This is a genomic window from Pseudomonas sp. EA_35y_Pfl2_R5, assembly GCF_963970805.1.
Classification (GTDB): domain Bacteria; phylum Pseudomonadota; class Gammaproteobacteria; order Pseudomonadales; family Pseudomonadaceae; genus Aquipseudomonas.
In genome coordinates this window covers 79,801-95,666 of record NZ_CAXAOW010000001.1, presented here as the reverse complement: position 1 = coordinate 95,666, position 15,866 = coordinate 79,801, and the positions used below count along the sequence as shown (strand labels likewise).

The window sequence follows — 15,866 nt, the reverse complement described above, 5'->3', positions numbered from 1 at the left end:
GGAGCGGAATGAATATGAAAATAAATAACCGATCTGCTCAGTGGAATATGATTATGAACACATCCCCTTCGTTTTTGGGGCTTTCTCTTCTTGCTGCACTTTTTGCGCCGGCGCTGATGGCCGCAGACCTTCAGTCGCTTGATGTTGCTTCATTGCCGGGAGATCGTGTCGAGTTGAAATTAACCTTTGATGAGCCTGTGCTCGCTCCTCGAGGGTACACGATCGAGCAACCGGCGCGTATCGCGCTTGACTTGCCGGGCGTATCAAACAAATTAGGTGCCAAGACTAGGGAGTTGGGGGTTGGGAATGCGCGAAGCGTTACCGTTGTTGAGGCAAAAGATCGTACGCGGCTTATAATAAACCTTACGAGCCTTTCTCCATACAGCACTCGTTCCGAGGGTAATAACCTTTTTGTGGTTGTTGGTGAAGGTGTTAGCAGCACAGCTTCAAGCGCTTCCTCGGCAGCACCTGTTGTGTCTGCGCCAATCAAAAAGTATGCGTCTCAAGAAAGTGCAATTAGCAATATAGATTTTCAGCGTGGAGAGCTTGGTGAGGGCAATATTGTAATCACATTGTCTGACTCCTCTGTCAGTCCCGATATTCAAGATCAGGGCGGTAAAATTCGCTTAGAGTTCTCAAAAACACAGCTGCCTGAATCGCTTCGGGTAAAGCTTGATGTGAAGGACTTCGCTACCCCTGTGCAATTTGTTAGCGCCACGGGCTCTGCTGATAAGGCAAGTATTCTTATAGAGCCCTCAGGTATTTATGATTATTTAGCGTATCAGACGGATAACAAGCTTACTGTTAGCGTAAAGCCGTTGACACAGGATGAGGCAGAGCAACGTAAGATTGATAGTTTTTCCTATACCGGTGAGAAGCTATCTCTTAATTTCCAAGATATTGATGTTCGCTCTGTTCTGCAGCTAATTGCAGACTTTACTGATCTGAATTTAGTTGCCAGTGATACGGTGGCTGGAAACATTACACTTCGCCTGCAAAATGTACCGTGGGATCAAGCTTTGGATCTGGTACTGAAAACAAAAGGTTTAGATAAGCGTAAGGTTGGCAATGTCTTGCTAGTAGCGCCAGCTGACGAGATAGCAGCGCGTGAGCGTCAAGAGCTTGAGTCAAAGAAACAGGTTGCAGATTTGGCTCCTTTGCGTCGTGAGCTTATTCAAGTTAATTATGCTAAAGCTTCTGATATGGCCAAACTTTTCCAATCAGTGGCTAGCGCTGATGGTTCTGTCTCCGATCGCGGTTCTATTACTGTGGATGATAGGACTAATAGTATTATTGCTTACCAAACACAGGAACGGCTCGATGAGTTGCGCCGCATTATCGCGCAGCTTGATGTGGCCGTACGCCAAGTAATGATTGAGGCCCGGATTGTCGAGGCGAATGTGGACTATGATAAAGCGCTTGGTGTGCGTTGGGGAGGGGGGGCAAGAAGCGGGCGGTGGGATGTAAGCGGCAAAGATGGGGCGCAAATCTTTGATAAGGATACTGGTCAGCGCATGGTTCTAGGGACTGACAAGATAGGGGATACTACCGTAGATGATGGTTTGGCTTACTTGCCCTTTGTGGATATGGGGGTTGCAAGCAGCACTTCTGGTATTGGGATCGGCTATCTGGGCAGTAATGTCGTTCTTGACTTGCAGTTGTCTGCTATGGAGAAGACTGGTAACGGCGAGATAATTTCTCAGCCTAAGGTTGTCACCTCTGATAAGGAGACTGCAAAGATATTGAAGGGCTCTGAAATTCCCTATCAAGAAGCAAGCTCCAGTGGCGCCAGTACTACCTCATTTAAAGAAGCTGCGTTGTCGTTGGAAGTTACTCCGCAAATTACTCCAGATAATAGAATTATCATGGAGGTTAAAGTCACTAAAGATGCTCCTGATTTTGCGCGGGCAGTTAATGGTGTGCCGCCGATTAACAAAAACGAGGTTAATGCTAAGGTTCTCGTAAGCGACGGCGAGACAATCGTACTTGGTGGGGTTTTCTCAAATACACAGACTAAAGGTGTAGAGAAAGTGCCTTTTCTTGGGGACCTGCCTTATCTAGGGCGGCTGTTCCGCCGCGATATTATTCAGGATAATAAAGCAGAGCTTTTGATTTTCCTTACCCCAAGGATAATGAACACTCAAGCCATTGCGGTGAGCCGTTGACTCAGTGCAAAACTTGATTCTCGTTGGCCCGATGGGCGCTGGTAAAAGCACCATTGGGCGTTTGCTTGCTAAAGAGTTGCGGTTGCCTTTCAAAGACTCCGATAAAGAGATTGAGCAGCGTACGGGTGCAGATATTCCCTGGATCTTTGATGTTGAAGGTGAGCAGGGTTTTCGTGAGCGTGAGCAGGCGGTAATCGCAGAACTTTGTGATGTTGACGGTATGGTCTTGGCTACCGGTGGCGGCGCGGTGATGCGGGCAGAGAACCGTGTTGCTCTAAGGCGCGGTGGTCATGTGGTCTACTTGCATGCCTCTGTTGAGCAGCAGGTTGATCGCACGTCGCGTGATCGTAATCGTCCGTTATTGCGCGCTGCTGATCCAGGTAAGGTTTTGGCTGAGCTGCTGGCGGTTCGTGATCCGCTTTACCGTGAAATCGCTGATGTAGTGATTGAAACCGACGAGCGTCCGCCTCGTCTGGTGGTGCAAGAGATCCTTGAGCGTCTTGAGGCGCTTTCTCCCCGTTAAAGCGCAGGCTGAACTGCGCTATCCTAGGCCCCTTTGTAAACTGGGGGCTTTATGCAAACTCTTCATGTCGATCTTGGTGAACGTAGCTACCCGATCTATATCGGTGCCGAACTGTTGGCTCGTGCTGATTTGTTGGCGGCCCATGTTGTCGGTCGGCAAGTCGCGATAGTGACCAATGAGACAGTTGCCCCCCTTTATCTTGCTGCGCTTGAGCAGTCGCTCGCAGGCTATGCCATTACCTCTGTGATTTTGCCTGATGGCGAGAGTTATAAGACCTGGGAAACCCTGCAGTTGGTTTTTGATGGATTGCTGGGCGCGAGGCATGATCGGCGCACGACGGTGATTGCTTTGGGTGGCGGGGTGATTGGCGATATGGCGGGGTTTGCAGCCTCCTGTTATCAGCGCGGTGTGAACTTTATCCAGGTGCCAACCACGTTGCTGTCGCAAGTTGATTCATCGGTTGGTGGCAAAACCGGTATCAACCATCCGTTGGGCAAGAACATGGTAGGTGCCTTCTACCAGCCGCAAGCAGTGCTGATCGATACCGCTACGCTGGCTACCTTGCCTGCGCGTGAGCTGTCTGCAGGTTTGGCCGAGGTGATCAAGTACGGGCTGATCTGCGATGAGCCATTCCTCTTCTGGCTTGAGGAACATATGTCTGCATTGCGTGCCCTTGATCAGGAGGCGCTGACTGCAGCAATCGCTCATTCCTGTTCCGCCAAGGCTCGCGTTGTCGCGGCCGATGAGCGTGAGTCGGGGGTGCGCGCTACCTTGAATCTTGGTCACACCTTTGGCCATGCCATCGAGACGCATCAGGGTTATGGTGTCTGGCTACATGGTGAGGCGGTGGCGGCTGGCACCGTTATGGCGTTGGATATGTCCGAGCGTTTGGGCTGGATTAGCGCGGCTGAGCGTGAGCGGGTCGTTAGGCTGTTTGTCGCTGCCGGTTTGCCGGTTGTTCCTCCCGCGAATATGACGCCTGAGGATTTTATGGAGCATATGGCGGTCGACAAGAAGGTTCTCGATGGAAAGCTGCGCCTGGTGTTGTTGCGCGGTTTGGGTGAGGCGGTTGTAACCGGTGATTTTCCCCGGGAAATTTTGAATGCCACGCTGAGCGCAGACTATGCGGCGCAGCTGGCTCAGCTTAAAAATTAACGAGTGTCCCATGACAAGTCTGCATGCTGATGAGGCGTTTCTCGATCACTACCAATTCACTCATGACCCCTTCGCTTCGCGGGTTCCGGGGTTCAAATTCTTCCCGGCGCAGCGCAAGCCGGTGCTTGGGCAGTTGCACCATTTGGCGCGCTACAGTCAGCTGTTGCTGGTAGTCAGCGGGCCGGATGGCAGTGGTAAAACCCTGCTGCGCCAGGCGCTGGTAGCGAGCACCAACAAGCAGGCAGTGCAGAGTGTGGTGGTGTCTGCCAAGGGTGCTTCTGATCCTGCCAGTATTCTGCGTCAGGTCGCCCAGGGCTTGCAGGTGCAGCGCCCTGAGCTGCCGGCCATTCTTGCTCAGGTTGGCCAGTTGGCCCTGACCGGGCAGGAGGTCTATGTGCTGGTTGATGATGCTGAGGATCTCAGTGACGCCGCGCTGACCAGTCTGTTGAGCTTGGCGTTGGGTAATGCTGAAGGCCGTCCGCACGTATTTCTGTTTGCCGAGTCGCAGCTGCTGTCGCGCCTTGAAAATGTGGCAGCAGGCGATGAGTGTTTTCATGTCATCGAGCTGCAGCCCTATAGCGAGGAAGAAACCCGTGAGTATCTAGCTCAACGCCTTGAAGGTGCGGCGCAGGGTATTGAGGTTTTGAGCGACGAGCAGGTTGCGGATATTCATGAGCAATCTGCCGGTTGGCCTGGGCTGATTAATCACGCAGCGCGCGAGTCTTTGGTTGAAGCGATGTTGGCTCAGTGCGGTGCGGCGAGCCGTGGTGGTTTTTCTTTCAGTTTGCCGCGCAAGCATTTGCTGGCTCTCTGTGTGGTGGCGATTGGTGTGTTGGCTGCCTGGTTTATGCAGGGGCGAGTGGTTGAGGATGTTGATGCGCCTGTGATTGCACAGTTGCCACTCGGTGAAACTATTCCGCCTGCCGTGGTTGTGGAGCCAGGCACGACAGCTGCTCCTGTGGTTGCACCCGCGATTCAATTCGAAGGCGCCAATCAACCGCTGCCACTGCCTTTGGTTGGAGAAGCGCAGCCGGTTATTCGTGAGCCTTTGGCGCAGGCTGCGGGCTTGAGTGGCGCGGAAGAGGCTGACGCTTCGGGTGCTTCAGGTGAGGCGGATATCGCGCCTGAGCCAGCTGTTTCGCTGAGTGCGCCGGTTGCCCCTGTAGTGACGGGGCCAGCCAAGGTTGCGCCTTCGGTTGCTCCGCCTGCTGCACCAGCGGTCAAGGCCGATGCTCCAGTGGCGGCTGCGGTGTCGCCGCCAGCTAAGCCGCAAGCGCCTGCTGTTGCGGTCAAGCCTGCTGCTGCTGGTGATTGGTATGCCGCGCAGGCTGGCTCGCGTTATACCCTGCAGATCCTAGGGGCTCGGTTGGAAAGTGGTGCGCAGGCTTTTGTAAAAGCTAATGGTGCGGATTATCACTATTTTAAAAAGCAGCATCAGGGCAAGCCGCTGTACGTGGTTACCTATGGCAGCTTTGCCACGCGTGATGCGGCGCAGGCGGCCTTGCGTGCCCTGCCTGCAAAGGTGCAGGCTGGTAAGCCCTGGCCGCGTAATTTTGCCGGCATTCAGCAAGAGATTGCCCTGGCGCGCTAGCTGATACACTTCAGCGCTTGCGCTGACCGGTCGGTCGCTACCACGACCTTCCGGTCTTATCCTTCGTTTTCGCGACATATTTTTTCAAGGCTTCGTCACTAAGATTTGTGACGGCCTAGGTGGGTATGTACAATGACTGCCCTTTCGCCTGCGCAAAGCTGGGGCTTAGTCCTGCGCGCATGGTAAGTGGTTGAATTAGAAAGTAATTGCCTTGTGATAGGCCGTCTGGTGAGAGTCCCTATGAAAGCAGGTTTGTACCGTCCTGATGAGTTCAAGGATAACTGCGGCTTCGGCCTTATCGCCCATATGCAGGGTGAGGCTAGCCATCACCTGCTGCAGACCGCGATTGAAGCCCTGACATGCATGACCCACCGTGGTGGGATCAACGCCGACGGCAAGACCGGCGACGGTTGTGGTCTGCTGATCCAGAAGCCTGATGCTTTCCTGCGGGCCATGGCCCAGCAGCACTTTGCCGTCGAGCTGCCCAAGCAGTATGCCGTGGGCATGGTGTTCCTCAACCAGGACCCGGTGAAAGCCGAAGCTGCCCGCGAAAACATGAATCGCGAGATTCTCGCGGCTGGCCTGAGCCTGGTCGGCTGGCGCAAAGTGCCAATCGATACCAGCGTACTCGGCCGTTTGGCGCTTGAGCGTCTGCCGCAGATCGAGCAAGTGTTTATCGGCGGCGAAGGCCTGTCCGATCAGGAATTTGCGATCAAGTTGTTCAGTGCCCGTCGTCGTTCTTCGGTGGCCAACGCTGCTGACAGCGATCACTACATCTGCAGCTTTTCGCACAAGACCATCATCTACAAAGGCCTGATGATGCCGGCCGATCTGCAGCAGTTCTACCCGGACCTGGGTGACGAGCGCCTGCAGACCGCCATTTGCGTGTTCCACCAGCGCTTCTCCACCAACACCCTGCCGAAGTGGCCGCTGGCTCAGCCGTTCCGCTTCCTCGCGCACAACGGTGAAATCAACACCATCACCGGTAACCGCAACTGGGCGCAGGCGCGTCGCCTGAAGTTCGCCAACGACCAGATTTTCGATCTCGAAGAGCTCGGCCCGTTGGTCAACCGCGTGGGTTCCGACTCCTCGAGCATGGACAACATGCTTGAGCTGATGGTCACCGGCGGCATCGACCTGTTCCGTGGCGTGCGCATGATCATTCCGCCAGCCTGGCAGAACGTCGAAACCATGGACGCCGATCTGCGCGCGTTCTACGAATACAACTCCATGCATATGGAGCCCTGGGATGGTCCGGCCGGTGTGGTACTCACCGATGGCCGCCATGCCGTGTGCCTGCTCGACCGTAACGGTCTGCGTCCGGCGCGCTGGGTCACCACCAAGAACGGCTACATCACCCTGGCCTCGGAAATCGGCGTGTGGAACTACGCACCCGAGGACGTATTGGCCAAGGGCCGCGTAGGCCCAGGGCAAATCCTGGCGGTGGACACCGAAACCGGGCAGATCCTAGGCAGCGACGACATCGACAACCGTCTGAAGTCGCGCCACCCCTACAAGCAGTGGATGCGCAAGAGTGCCCAGCGCATTCAGGCGACCCTGGAAGACCGCGACCACGGCTCGGCGTTCTACGACGTCGACCAGCTCAAGCAGTACATGAAGATGTACCAGGTCACCTTCGAGGAGCGTGACCAGGTGCTGCGTCCGCTGGGCGAACAGGGCCAGGAAGCGGTCGGCTCCATGGGCGACGACACGCCGATGGCCGTACTCAGCCAACGCGTACGCTCGCCGTACGACTACTTCCGTCAGCAGTTCGCCCAGGTCACCAACCCGCCGATCGACCCGCTGCGTGAAGCCATCGTCATGTCGCTGGAGATCTGCCTCGGTGCTGAGCGCAATATCTTCGAAGAGTCGCCAGAGCACGCCGCACGGGTGATTCTCAGCAGCCCGGTGATCTCGCCGGCCAAGTGGCGCGCGTTGATGAACCTGGATCGCCCAGGCTTCGAGCGTCAGCTGATCGACATGAACTACGACGAGTCGCTCGGTCTGGAAGCCGCCGTGCGCAATATGGCCGATCAGGCCGAAGAAGCGGTGCGCGCCGGTAAGGTGCTGCTGGTTCTGACTGACCGCCACATTGCCCCAGGCAAGCTGCCGGCCCACGCTTCGCTGGTCACTGGTGCGATTCACCACCGCTTGACCGAAAAAGGCCTGCGTTGCGACTGCAACATCCTGGTCGAGACTGCTACTGCCCGCGATCCGCACCACTACGCGGTGCTGCTCGGCTTCGGCGCGTCGGCGGTCTACCCGTTCCTCGCTTACGAAGTGCTGGGCGATCTGATTCGTACCGGCGAAGTGCTCGGCGACCTCTATGAGGTGTTCAAGCACTACCGCAAAGGCATCTCCAAGGGCCTGCTGAAGATCCTGTCGAAGATGGGCATCTCCACCGTCGCGTCCTACCGTGGTGCGCAGTTGTTTGAAGCGGTCGGCCTGGCCGATGACGTCACCGAGCTGTGCTTCCGTGGTGTGGCCAGCCGCATCAAGGGCGCGCGCTTTGTCGATATCGAAGCCGAGCAGAAGCTGCTCGCGCTTGAGGCCTGGAACGCGCGCAAGACCATCCAGCAAGGCGGCCTGCTCAAGTTCGTCTACGGCGGCGAGTACCACGCCTACAACCCGGATGTGGTCAACACCCTGCAGGCTGCTGTGCAGCAGGGCAGCTACGAGAAGTTCAAGGAATACACCACGCTGGTTGATACCCGTCCGGTGTCGATGCTGCGCGACCTGCTGCAGTTGAAGCTGGCCGATCAGCCTTTGCCGCTGGATCAGGTCGAACCGTTGGAAGGCATCCTCAAGCGCTTCGACTCCGCCGGGATTTCCCTTGGCGCACTGTCGCCAGAGGCGCATGAAGCTATCGCCGAGGCAATGAACCGCCTGGGCGCACGTTCCAACTCCGGCGAGGGCGGTGAAGACCCTGCCCGTTACGGCACCGTGCGCAGCTCGAAAATCAAACAAGTGGCCACTGGCCGTTTTGGTGTGACCCCGGAATACCTGGTCAACGCTGAAGTGCTGCAGATCAAGGTTGCCCAGGGTGCCAAGCCCGGTGAGGGCGGCCAGCTACCAGGCGGCAAGGTCAACGGTCTGATCGCCAAACTGCGTTACGCAGTGCCGGGCGTGACGTTGATTTCGCCACCGCCGCACCACGACATCTATTCCATCGAAGACCTGGCACAGCTGATCTATGACCTCAAACAGGTCAACCCGTCTGCTCTGGTGTCGGTCAAGCTGGTGGCGGAAGCCGGTGTCGGCACCATCGCCGCCGGTGTGGCCAAGGCCTATGCCGACCTGATCACCATCTCGGGTTACGACGGTGGCACCGGTGCATCGCCGCTGACCTCGATCAAGTACGCCGGCGCGCCGTGGGAACTCGGCCTGGCCGAAACCCACCAGACCCTGCGTGGTAATGACCTGCGCGGCAAGGTGCGGGTACAGACCGACGGCGGCCTGAAAACCGGCCTCGACGTGATCAAGGCTGCCATCCTCGGTGCAGAAAGCTTCGGCTTCGGTACTGCGCCGATGATCGCCCTGGGTTGTAAGTACCTGCGTATCTGTCACCTGAACAACTGCGCCACCGGCGTGGCCACGCAGAACGACAAGCTGCGCAAGGATCACTTTATCGGTACCGTCGAAATGGTGATGAATTTCTTCACCTACGTCGCCGAAGAAACCCGCGAATGGCTGGCCAAGCTGGGCGTACGCAGCCTCGAAGAGCTGATCGGGCGTACCGATCTGCTGGAAATGCTGCCGGGCGAAACCGCCAAGCAGGGTCATCTGGACCTGACCCCGCTGCTCGGCAGCGACCACATTCCGGCCGACAAGCCACAGTTCTGTCTGGTTGACCGCAACCCGCCGTTCGATGAAGGCCTGTTGGCTGAGAAGATGGTTGAGCTGGCCAAACCGGCGATCGACGCGGCTAGCGGTGCTGAGTTTGAGCTGGATATCTGTAACTGTGACCGTTCCATTGGTGCCCGTGTCTCCGGCGAAATCGCCCGAGTGCACGGCAACCAAGGTATGGCTAAAGCGCCGGTCACCTTCCGCTTCAAGGGCACTGCGGGCCAGAGCTTCGGTGTGTGGAACGCCGGTGGTCTGAACCTGTACCTGGAAGGCGACGCCAACGACTACGTCGGCAAGGGCATGACCGGCGGCAAGCTGGTGATCACCCCGCCGAAAGGCAGCCCGTTCAAGACCCAGGACAGCGCCATCATCGGCAACACCTGCCTGTACGGCGCAACGGGCGGCAAGCTGTTTGCAGCCGGCACTGCGGGCGAGCGTTTTGCGGTGCGTAACTCCGGTGCGCATACCGTAGTGGAAGGCACGGGCGACCATTGCTGCGAATACATGACCGGCGGCTTTGTCTGCGTGCTGGGCAAGACCGGCTACAACTTCGGTTCCGGTATGACCGGCGGTTTCGCCTACGTGCTCGACCTGGATAACAGCTTCTACGATCGCGTTAACCACGAGCTGGTGGAAATTCAGCGGATCAACAATGAGTCGATGGAGGCTTATCGCAGCCACCTGGAGCGCGTACTCGCCGAGTACGTCCAGGAAACATCGAGTGAGTGGGGCACCAACCTGCTGGAAAACCTGGACGACTACCTGCGCAAGTTCTGGCTGGTCAAACCGAAGGCGGCAAGCCTGAAGTCGTTGCTCTCCAGCACCCGTGCCAACCCGCAATAAGAATGCGCCAGAAGTGGTTTGATGAGGTATTGCAATGACTGAACGTCTGAATAACGACTTCCAGTTCATCGAAGTCGGGCGCAAAGACCCGAAGAAGAAACTGTTGCGTCAGCGTAAGAAAGAGTTCGTCGAGATCTACGACAACTTCAAGCCTGCGCAAGCGGCCGACCAGGCGCATCGTTGCCTGGGCTGCGGTAACCCCTATTGCGAATGGAAGTGCCCGGTGCACAACTTCATTCCCAACTGGCTCAAGCTGGTGTCCGAGGGCAATATCCTCGCCGCCGCCGAACTGTCGCACCAGACCAACACCCTGCCGGAAGTCTGTGGCCGCGTGTGCCCGCAGGACCGTCTATGCGAGGGTGCCTGCACCCTGAACGACGGCTTCGGCGCGGTGACCATCGGCTCGGTGGAGAAGTACATCACCGACACGGCGTTCGCCATGGGCTGGCGTCCGGATATGTCGCGCGTGGTGCCAACCGGCAAGCGCGTCGCGGTGATTGGTGCCGGCCCGGCGGGTCTGGGCTGCGCCGACGTACTGGTGCGCAACGGCGTGACCCCGGTGGTGTTCGACAAGAACCCGGAAATCGGCGGCCTGCTGACCTTCGGTATTCCCGAGTTCAAGCTGGAGAAGAGCGTGCTGAGCAATCGCCGCGAAGTCTTCACCGGCATGGGTGTCGAGTTCCGCCTGAACACCGAGATCGGCACAGACATCACCATGCAGCAGCTGCTGGATGAGTACGATGCCGTGTTTATGGGCATGGGCACCTACACCTATATGAAGGGCGGCTTCCCCGGTGAAGACCTGCCGGGCGTTACCGATGCGTTGGATTTCCTGATCGCCAACGTCAACCGCAACCTCGGTTTCGAGAAAAATGCGGAAGACTTTATCGACATGAAGGGCAAGCGCATCGTCGTCCTCGGCGGCGGCGACACCGCGATGGACTGCAACCGCACCTCGATTCGCCAGGGTGCCAAGTCGGTTACCTGCGCCTATCGCCGCGACGAAGAGAACATGCCGGGCTCGCGCAAGGAAGTGAAGAACGCCAAGGAAGAAGGGGTGAAGTTCCTCTTTAACCGTCAGCCCATCGCCATCGTCGGTGAAGACAAGGTTGAAGGCGTAAAAGTGGTCGAGACCCGTCTCGGCGAGCCGGATGCCCGTGGCCGTCGCAGCCCTGAGCCGATTCCCGGCTCCGAGGAAATCATCCCGGCGGAAGCCGTGCTGATCGCTTTCGGCTTCCGTCCAAGCCCGGCTGCCTGGTTCAGCGATTTCACAATCGAAACCGACAGCCAGGGCCGGGTGGTCGCGCCCGAGCAGAGCCAGTTCAAGCACCAGACCAGCAACCCGAAGATCTTCGCCGGTGGCGATATGGTGCGCGGTTCTGACCTGGTGGTGACGGCAATCTTCGAGGGGCGTAATGCTGCCGAAGGTATCTTGGACTACCTGGGCGTGTAGGTTGGGTTGAGCGCAGCGAAGCCCAACGGCGGCCATGAGGCTCTGCATGTTGGGCTTCGTCGCTGCGCTCCTCAACCCAACCTACGTCCGCGACAAATTGACCCTATAGACAAAAGGCACGGCACTCGTCGTGCCTTTTGTTTTTGGGTCTGCGAAAATACCCGCACTTTTTCTGCGTCACGGTGTGCGATGCGCCTGTGACCCAGGAGCCCGCCCGGAGGAGGGGGACGCCACTGGCCGACTCTCACACAATCCTTCGCCGTGAAGCCTCCCTGCCGAATTTCCAGGAATCCTGCCGATGTCCGTCCTGAAGAACGACCGTTTTCTCCGTGCTCTGCTCAAGCAACCTGTCGACGTCACCCCGGTGTGGATGATGCGCCAGGCCGGTCGTTACCTGCCGGAATACCGCGCCACCCGCGCCAAGGCCGGCAACTTCGTCAACCTGATGAAGAACCCGGAGCTGGCCTGCGAAGTCACCATCCAGCCGCTGGACCGCTACCCGCAGCTGGACGCAGCGATTCTGTTCTCCGACATCCTGACCATCCCCGATGCCATGGGCCAGGGCCTGTATTTCGAAACCGGCGAAGGTCCGCGCTTCAAGAAAGTCATCAGTTCGATGGCCGATATCGAGGCGCTGCCGATCCCCGATCCCGAGCAGGATCTGGGCTATGTGATGGACGCGGTGCGTACCATCCGCCGCGAGCTGAATGGCCGGGTGCCGCTGATCGGTTTCACCGGCAGCCCCTGGACCCTGGCCACCTATATGGTCGAAGGCGGCTCAAGCAAGGACTTCCGCAAGTCCAAGGCGATGCTCTACGACAACCCGCAGGCTATGCACGCGCTGCTCGACAAGCTGGCGCAGTCGGTCACCGCCTACCTCAATGGGCAGATCAAGGCGGGCGCGCAGGCGGTGCAGATTTTCGATTCCTGGGGCGGTTCGCTGTCGGCGGCGGCTTATCAGGAGTTCTCCCTGGCCTATATGCAGAAGATCATCGACGGCCTGATCCGCGAACACGACGGTCGCCGTGTGCCGGTCATCTTGTTCACCAAGGGTGGCGGCCTGTGGCTGGAGTCCATGGCCGAGACCGGTGCCGAGGCTCTGGGCCTGGACTGGACCTGCGATATCGGCAGCGCCCGCGCCCGCGTCGGTAGCAAGGTGGCGCTGCAGGGCAATATGGACCCGAGCGTGCTCTACGCCAACCCGGCGGCTATTCGTGCTGAAGTCGGGCGTATTCTCGCGGCTTACGGGGCTGGCAGCGGTCAGGTGTTCAACCTAGGCCACGGCATCACCCCGGAAGTCGACCCGGCGCATGCCGGTGCGTTCTTCGAAGCGGTGCATGAGTTGTCGGCGCAGTATCACCGCGCCTGAAATTGAAACGCGGCGTTTTGCCTGGTTAGGCTCTGTTCACGCTGATGTTGGTGATGCCGAGCGTTTCAGCCTGCGCCATGATTTCGGCTGGCGCCGCATCGGGCGCTGGCATGACCAGGCTGTTTTCTGCATCGGCGAAATGCAGTTCGATCAGCTGTGAAGCGGCCACGTGAACGGGCAGCGCATTCTCATGTGAGTCAGTGCGATGGCTACGTGGGTCGTTGTTGAAACGGTAGGCGATTTCGAACGAGTGAGCTGATGGCATAGGTTGTCCTCGGGGTCGTCGATGGCAATGCAATTAGGGCTGCATTGCCTTGGTTGACTCCCGGGTCAGCTTGTTGGTTCCGTGCATTTCTATGCCGCCCGTTACAGCCTGCTGCGGCGTCCATGGCAGGCTGTAACGGTGGGTATTACTTGAGGTTGGCCAGGTCACCTTTAAGTGCAACACCCGCCATCACCGCGCCGGCGTGGCATTCGTATTTCTGGCTGTCCTTGTACTCGACGTTCTTGTAGTTGCTGGCCAGGTTGACCACGGCGTTGGCGCCGGCAGCTTTGGCGGCGTTCTGGAAACGGATCAGCGCGGACTGCAGCGCCCAGCTGCAGGCGGCTTCATCACTTTTGTTGAAGGCGTTGGTCTTCTGGCTGGTGGTGACGCCGGATTTGACCACGCTGACGGCACCGGCCGGCTTGTTACCCGCCAGATAGAACTTCACGCTGCCGTCGAGACGGCCGGCATTCAGGGCTTCCTGCACAACCGCGTCGAACGGCAGAAAGTGGGTGGTATCACGGGCCTGGCTAACGGCCGGGAACAGGCTGATGCAGGCTGCTGCGAGAATCCAGGTTTTGGCGTTCATGGGTTGCTCCTTGTTATGAGGCTTTTCTGGGAACTGCTTGTGGGTTGCGCAAAGTTTTTACTGCCGCAGCAAGTGTAATCCAGCGGCTTTTTAGCTCCAGCGTTTGAAGATCAGCGAGGTATTCACCCCGCCAAAGGCGAAATTGTTGTTCATCACGTACTGGTGGCTCATCTGGCGGAATTCACCGCGCAGGTAGTCCAGTTCGCCGCAGGCCGGGTCGATTTCGTCGAGGTTCAGGGTCGGCACATAGCTGTCCGCGTTCATCATTTCGATGCTGAACCAAGACTCCAGTGCGCCGCAAGCCCCCAACGTGTGGCCGAAGTAGCTCTTCTGCGAGCTGATCGGCATCTGGCTGCCGAACAGCTCCTGGGTGGCCAGCGTCTCGGCGACATCACCCTGATCGGTGGCGGTGCCGTGGCCGTTGACGTAACCGATGGCGGAGGGACCTAAGCCGGCATCCTGCAACGCCAACTCCATCGCCCCGCGCATGGTCGCCTGCACCGGCTTGGTGGCATGCTGACCGTCTGAGTTGCAGCCAAAACCGACAATTTCGGCATGGATGGTCGCGCCACGGGCCAAGGCGTGCTCCAGTTCTTCGAGGACCAGAATGCCGGCACCTTCGCCAATCACCAGGCCGTCGCGGCCGCTGTCGTAGGGGCGTGGTGAGGTATGCGGGGCATCGTTTTTCAGGCTGGTGGCGTACAGCGCGTCGAAAACCATCGCCTCGGTCGGACAGAGTTCTTCCGCGCCGCCGGCGAGCATCATCGGCAGACGGCCGAACTTGATCGCTTCATAGGCGTAGCCGATGCCCTGGCTGCCGCTGGTGCAGGCGCTGGAGGTGGGGATCAGGCGGCCCTTGAGGCCGAAGAAGATGCTGATATTGGCCGCTGTAGTGTGCGGCATCATGCGGATATAGGAGTTGGCATTCAGGCCGTCGGCCACCGAGTTGAGCAGCATATTGCCGAACGCCTTGATCTCGTCGGTGCTGCCGGTGGAAGAACCGCAGGCCACGCCCATCCGCCCGTCCTTGATCGACTCATCGCCGAGCAGGCCGGCATGTTCCAGGGCGCGCTCGGCGGCGTACACCACCAGCTTGGATACGCGGCCCATGCTGCGGGTCTGCTTGCGATTCCAGTGCTTGGGTTGTACGAAATCATCCACCGGGCCGCCGAGGCGGGTATTCAGCTCGCTGAACCTGTCCCATTCGTGCATATAGCGAATGCCGCTCTTGCCGGCCTTGAAGTTCGCTTCAATCGTCGGCCAGTCGCTGCCCAGCGAGGTCACCCCGGCCATGCCGGTGACTACAACCCGTTTGCATCCGTTCATCAGCACAACCCACCGTTAACCGCGAGGACCTGGCGGGTAATGTAGGCCGCCTCCTCGGACATCAGAAAATTCACCGCGCCGGCCACTTCTTCCGGGGTGCCCATGCGAGCGGTCGGGACCATCTTGAGGATTTCCTCGATGGGTACATCGGCATCGAGAATCTCAGTATCGATCAGCCCCGGAGCCACGCAGTTGACCGTGATCTTGCGCTTGCCCAGCTCGATCGCCAAGGCCTTGGCCGCACCGATAATGCCGGCCTTGGAGGCGCTGTAGTTGACCTGGCCGCGGTTGCCGATCAGCCCGGATACGGAGGTGATGCAGACAATGCGCCCGGCCTTGCGCCGCCGGATCATCGGCATGGTCAGCGGGTGCAGCACGTTATAAAAACCGTCCAGATTGGTGCGCATGACGATGTCCCAGTCCTCCTCGCTCAGCGCCGGGAAGGCACCGTCGCGGGTCAGGCCGGCATTGCACACCACGCCGTAATAGGCGCCGTGCTGCTCGACATCGGCCTCCAGCGCGGTGCGGCAGGCGGCGCGGTCGGAGACGTCGAACTGCAGAATGCGCGCTTGCTGGCCCAGCTCATGAATCTGCGCCTGCACCGCTTCGGCTTCTTCGCGGCGGGCGCGGCAGTGCAGCACGATGTCGTAGCCGCCCTTGGCCAGACGCAGGGCAATCGCCCGGCCGATGCCACGGCTGGAGCCGGTGACCAGAATGGTTTCGCTTATGGCTGCTTGTTCG

Annotated in this window: 11 protein-coding genes; 7 read left to right on the top strand and 4 right to left on the bottom strand. The window is 58.6% G+C overall.

What is annotated here, in order from left to right; genetic code table 11:
* Positions 1 to 53 precede the first annotated feature (53 nt).
* The 7 genes from pilQ to hemE all read left to right on the top strand — a co-directional run bounded on the left by pilQ (position 54) and on the right by hemE (position 12,945).
* Positions 54 to 2,165 carry a type IV pilus secretin PilQ gene (gene pilQ / locus AACX99_RS00385; protein WP_339408873.1) on the top strand — a complete coding sequence of 704 codons (2,112 nt, stop codon included), beginning with the start codon at positions 54 to 56 and terminating at the stop codon, positions 2,163 to 2,165.
* Positions 2,166 to 2,169: 4 nt separating this feature from the next.
* Positions 2,170 to 2,688 carry a shikimate kinase AroK gene (gene aroK, locus AACX99_RS00380; protein ID WP_339408872.1) on the top strand — a complete coding sequence of 173 codons (519 nt, stop codon included), beginning with the start codon at positions 2,170 to 2,172 and terminating at the stop codon, positions 2,686 to 2,688.
* 51 nt (positions 2,689 to 2,739) lie between these two features.
* A complete protein-coding gene (gene aroB, locus AACX99_RS00375; RefSeq protein WP_339408871.1) occupies positions 2,740 to 3,843 on the top strand; it encodes a 3-dehydroquinate synthase in 1,104 nt (367 codons plus the stop codon).
* Between the two features lie 10 nt (positions 3,844 to 3,853).
* A complete protein-coding gene (locus AACX99_RS00370) occupies positions 3,854 to 5,434 on the top strand; it encodes an SPOR domain-containing protein (protein ID WP_339408870.1) in 1,581 nt (526 codons plus the stop codon).
* A gap of 240 nt (positions 5,435 to 5,674) precedes the next feature.
* A complete protein-coding gene (gene gltB / locus AACX99_RS00365) occupies positions 5,675 to 10,123 on the top strand; it encodes a glutamate synthase large subunit (RefSeq protein ID WP_339408869.1) in 4,449 nt (1,482 codons plus the stop codon).
* A 34-nt stretch (positions 10,124 to 10,157) separates the two neighbouring features.
* Positions 10,158 to 11,576, top strand: coding sequence for an FAD-dependent oxidoreductase (locus tag AACX99_RS00360; protein ID WP_339408868.1), 1,419 nt, complete (start codon positions 10,158 to 10,160; stop codon positions 11,574 to 11,576).
* 298 nt (positions 11,577 to 11,874) lie between these two features.
* Complete coding sequence (hemE, locus tag AACX99_RS00355) at positions 11,875 to 12,945, top strand: uroporphyrinogen decarboxylase (RefSeq protein ID WP_339408867.1); 1,071 nt, start codon at positions 11,875 to 11,877, stop codon at positions 12,943 to 12,945.
* A 25-nt stretch (positions 12,946 to 12,970) separates the two neighbouring features.
* Here the strand turns inward: hemE and AACX99_RS00350 are convergent, their stop codons facing one another.
* From AACX99_RS00350 to fabG, 4 genes are all read right to left on the bottom strand, one after another.
* Positions 12,971 to 13,210 (bottom strand): hypothetical protein, encoded by a 240-nt coding sequence (locus tag AACX99_RS00350; protein WP_339408866.1) that lies wholly within the window; start codon positions 13,208 to 13,210, stop codon positions 12,971 to 12,973.
* Between the two features lie 145 nt (positions 13,211 to 13,355).
* Positions 13,356 to 13,799, bottom strand: coding sequence for an excinuclease (locus tag AACX99_RS00345; protein WP_339408865.1), 444 nt, complete (start codon positions 13,797 to 13,799; stop codon positions 13,356 to 13,358).
* A 90-nt stretch (positions 13,800 to 13,889) separates the two neighbouring features.
* Positions 13,890 to 15,125: a beta-ketoacyl-ACP synthase gene (locus AACX99_RS00340; protein ID WP_339408864.1), complete on the bottom strand. Its 1,236-nt coding sequence runs from the start codon at positions 15,123 to 15,125 to the stop codon at positions 13,890 to 13,892.
* Positions 15,125 to 15,853: a 3-oxoacyl-ACP reductase FabG gene (gene fabG / locus AACX99_RS00335; RefSeq protein ID WP_339409638.1), complete on the bottom strand. Its 729-nt coding sequence runs from the start codon at positions 15,851 to 15,853 to the stop codon at positions 15,125 to 15,127. The genes AACX99_RS00340 and fabG overlap by 1 nt, the downstream gene beginning before the upstream one ends.
* Positions 15,854 to 15,866 lie beyond the last annotated feature (13 nt).

Coding starts and splice junctions, on each gene's coding strand:
- hemE (WP_339408867.1), top strand. CDS start 11,875: ATGTCCGTCCTGAAGAACGACCGTTTTCTCCGTGCTCTGCTCAAGCAA.
- gltB (WP_339408869.1), top strand. CDS start 5,675: ATGAAAGCAGGTTTGTACCGTCCTGATGAGTTCAAGGATAACTGCGGC.
- AACX99_RS00360 (WP_339408868.1), top strand. CDS start 10,158: ATGACTGAACGTCTGAATAACGACTTCCAGTTCATCGAAGTCGGGCGC.
- aroB (WP_339408871.1), top strand. CDS start 2,740: ATGCAAACTCTTCATGTCGATCTTGGTGAACGTAGCTACCCGATCTAT.
- AACX99_RS00340 (WP_339408864.1), bottom strand. CDS start 15,125: ATGAACGGATGCAAACGGGTTGTAGTCACCGGCATGGCCGGGGTGACC.
- AACX99_RS00345 (WP_339408865.1), bottom strand. CDS start 13,799: ATGAACGCCAAAACCTGGATTCTCGCAGCAGCCTGCATCAGCCTGTTC.
- AACX99_RS00370 (WP_339408870.1), top strand. CDS start 3,854: ATGACAAGTCTGCATGCTGATGAGGCGTTTCTCGATCACTACCAATTC.
- pilQ (WP_339408873.1), top strand. CDS start 54: ATGAACACATCCCCTTCGTTTTTGGGGCTTTCTCTTCTTGCTGCACTT.
- AACX99_RS00350 (WP_339408866.1), bottom strand. CDS start 13,210: ATGCCATCAGCTCACTCGTTCGAAATCGCCTACCGTTTCAACAACGAC.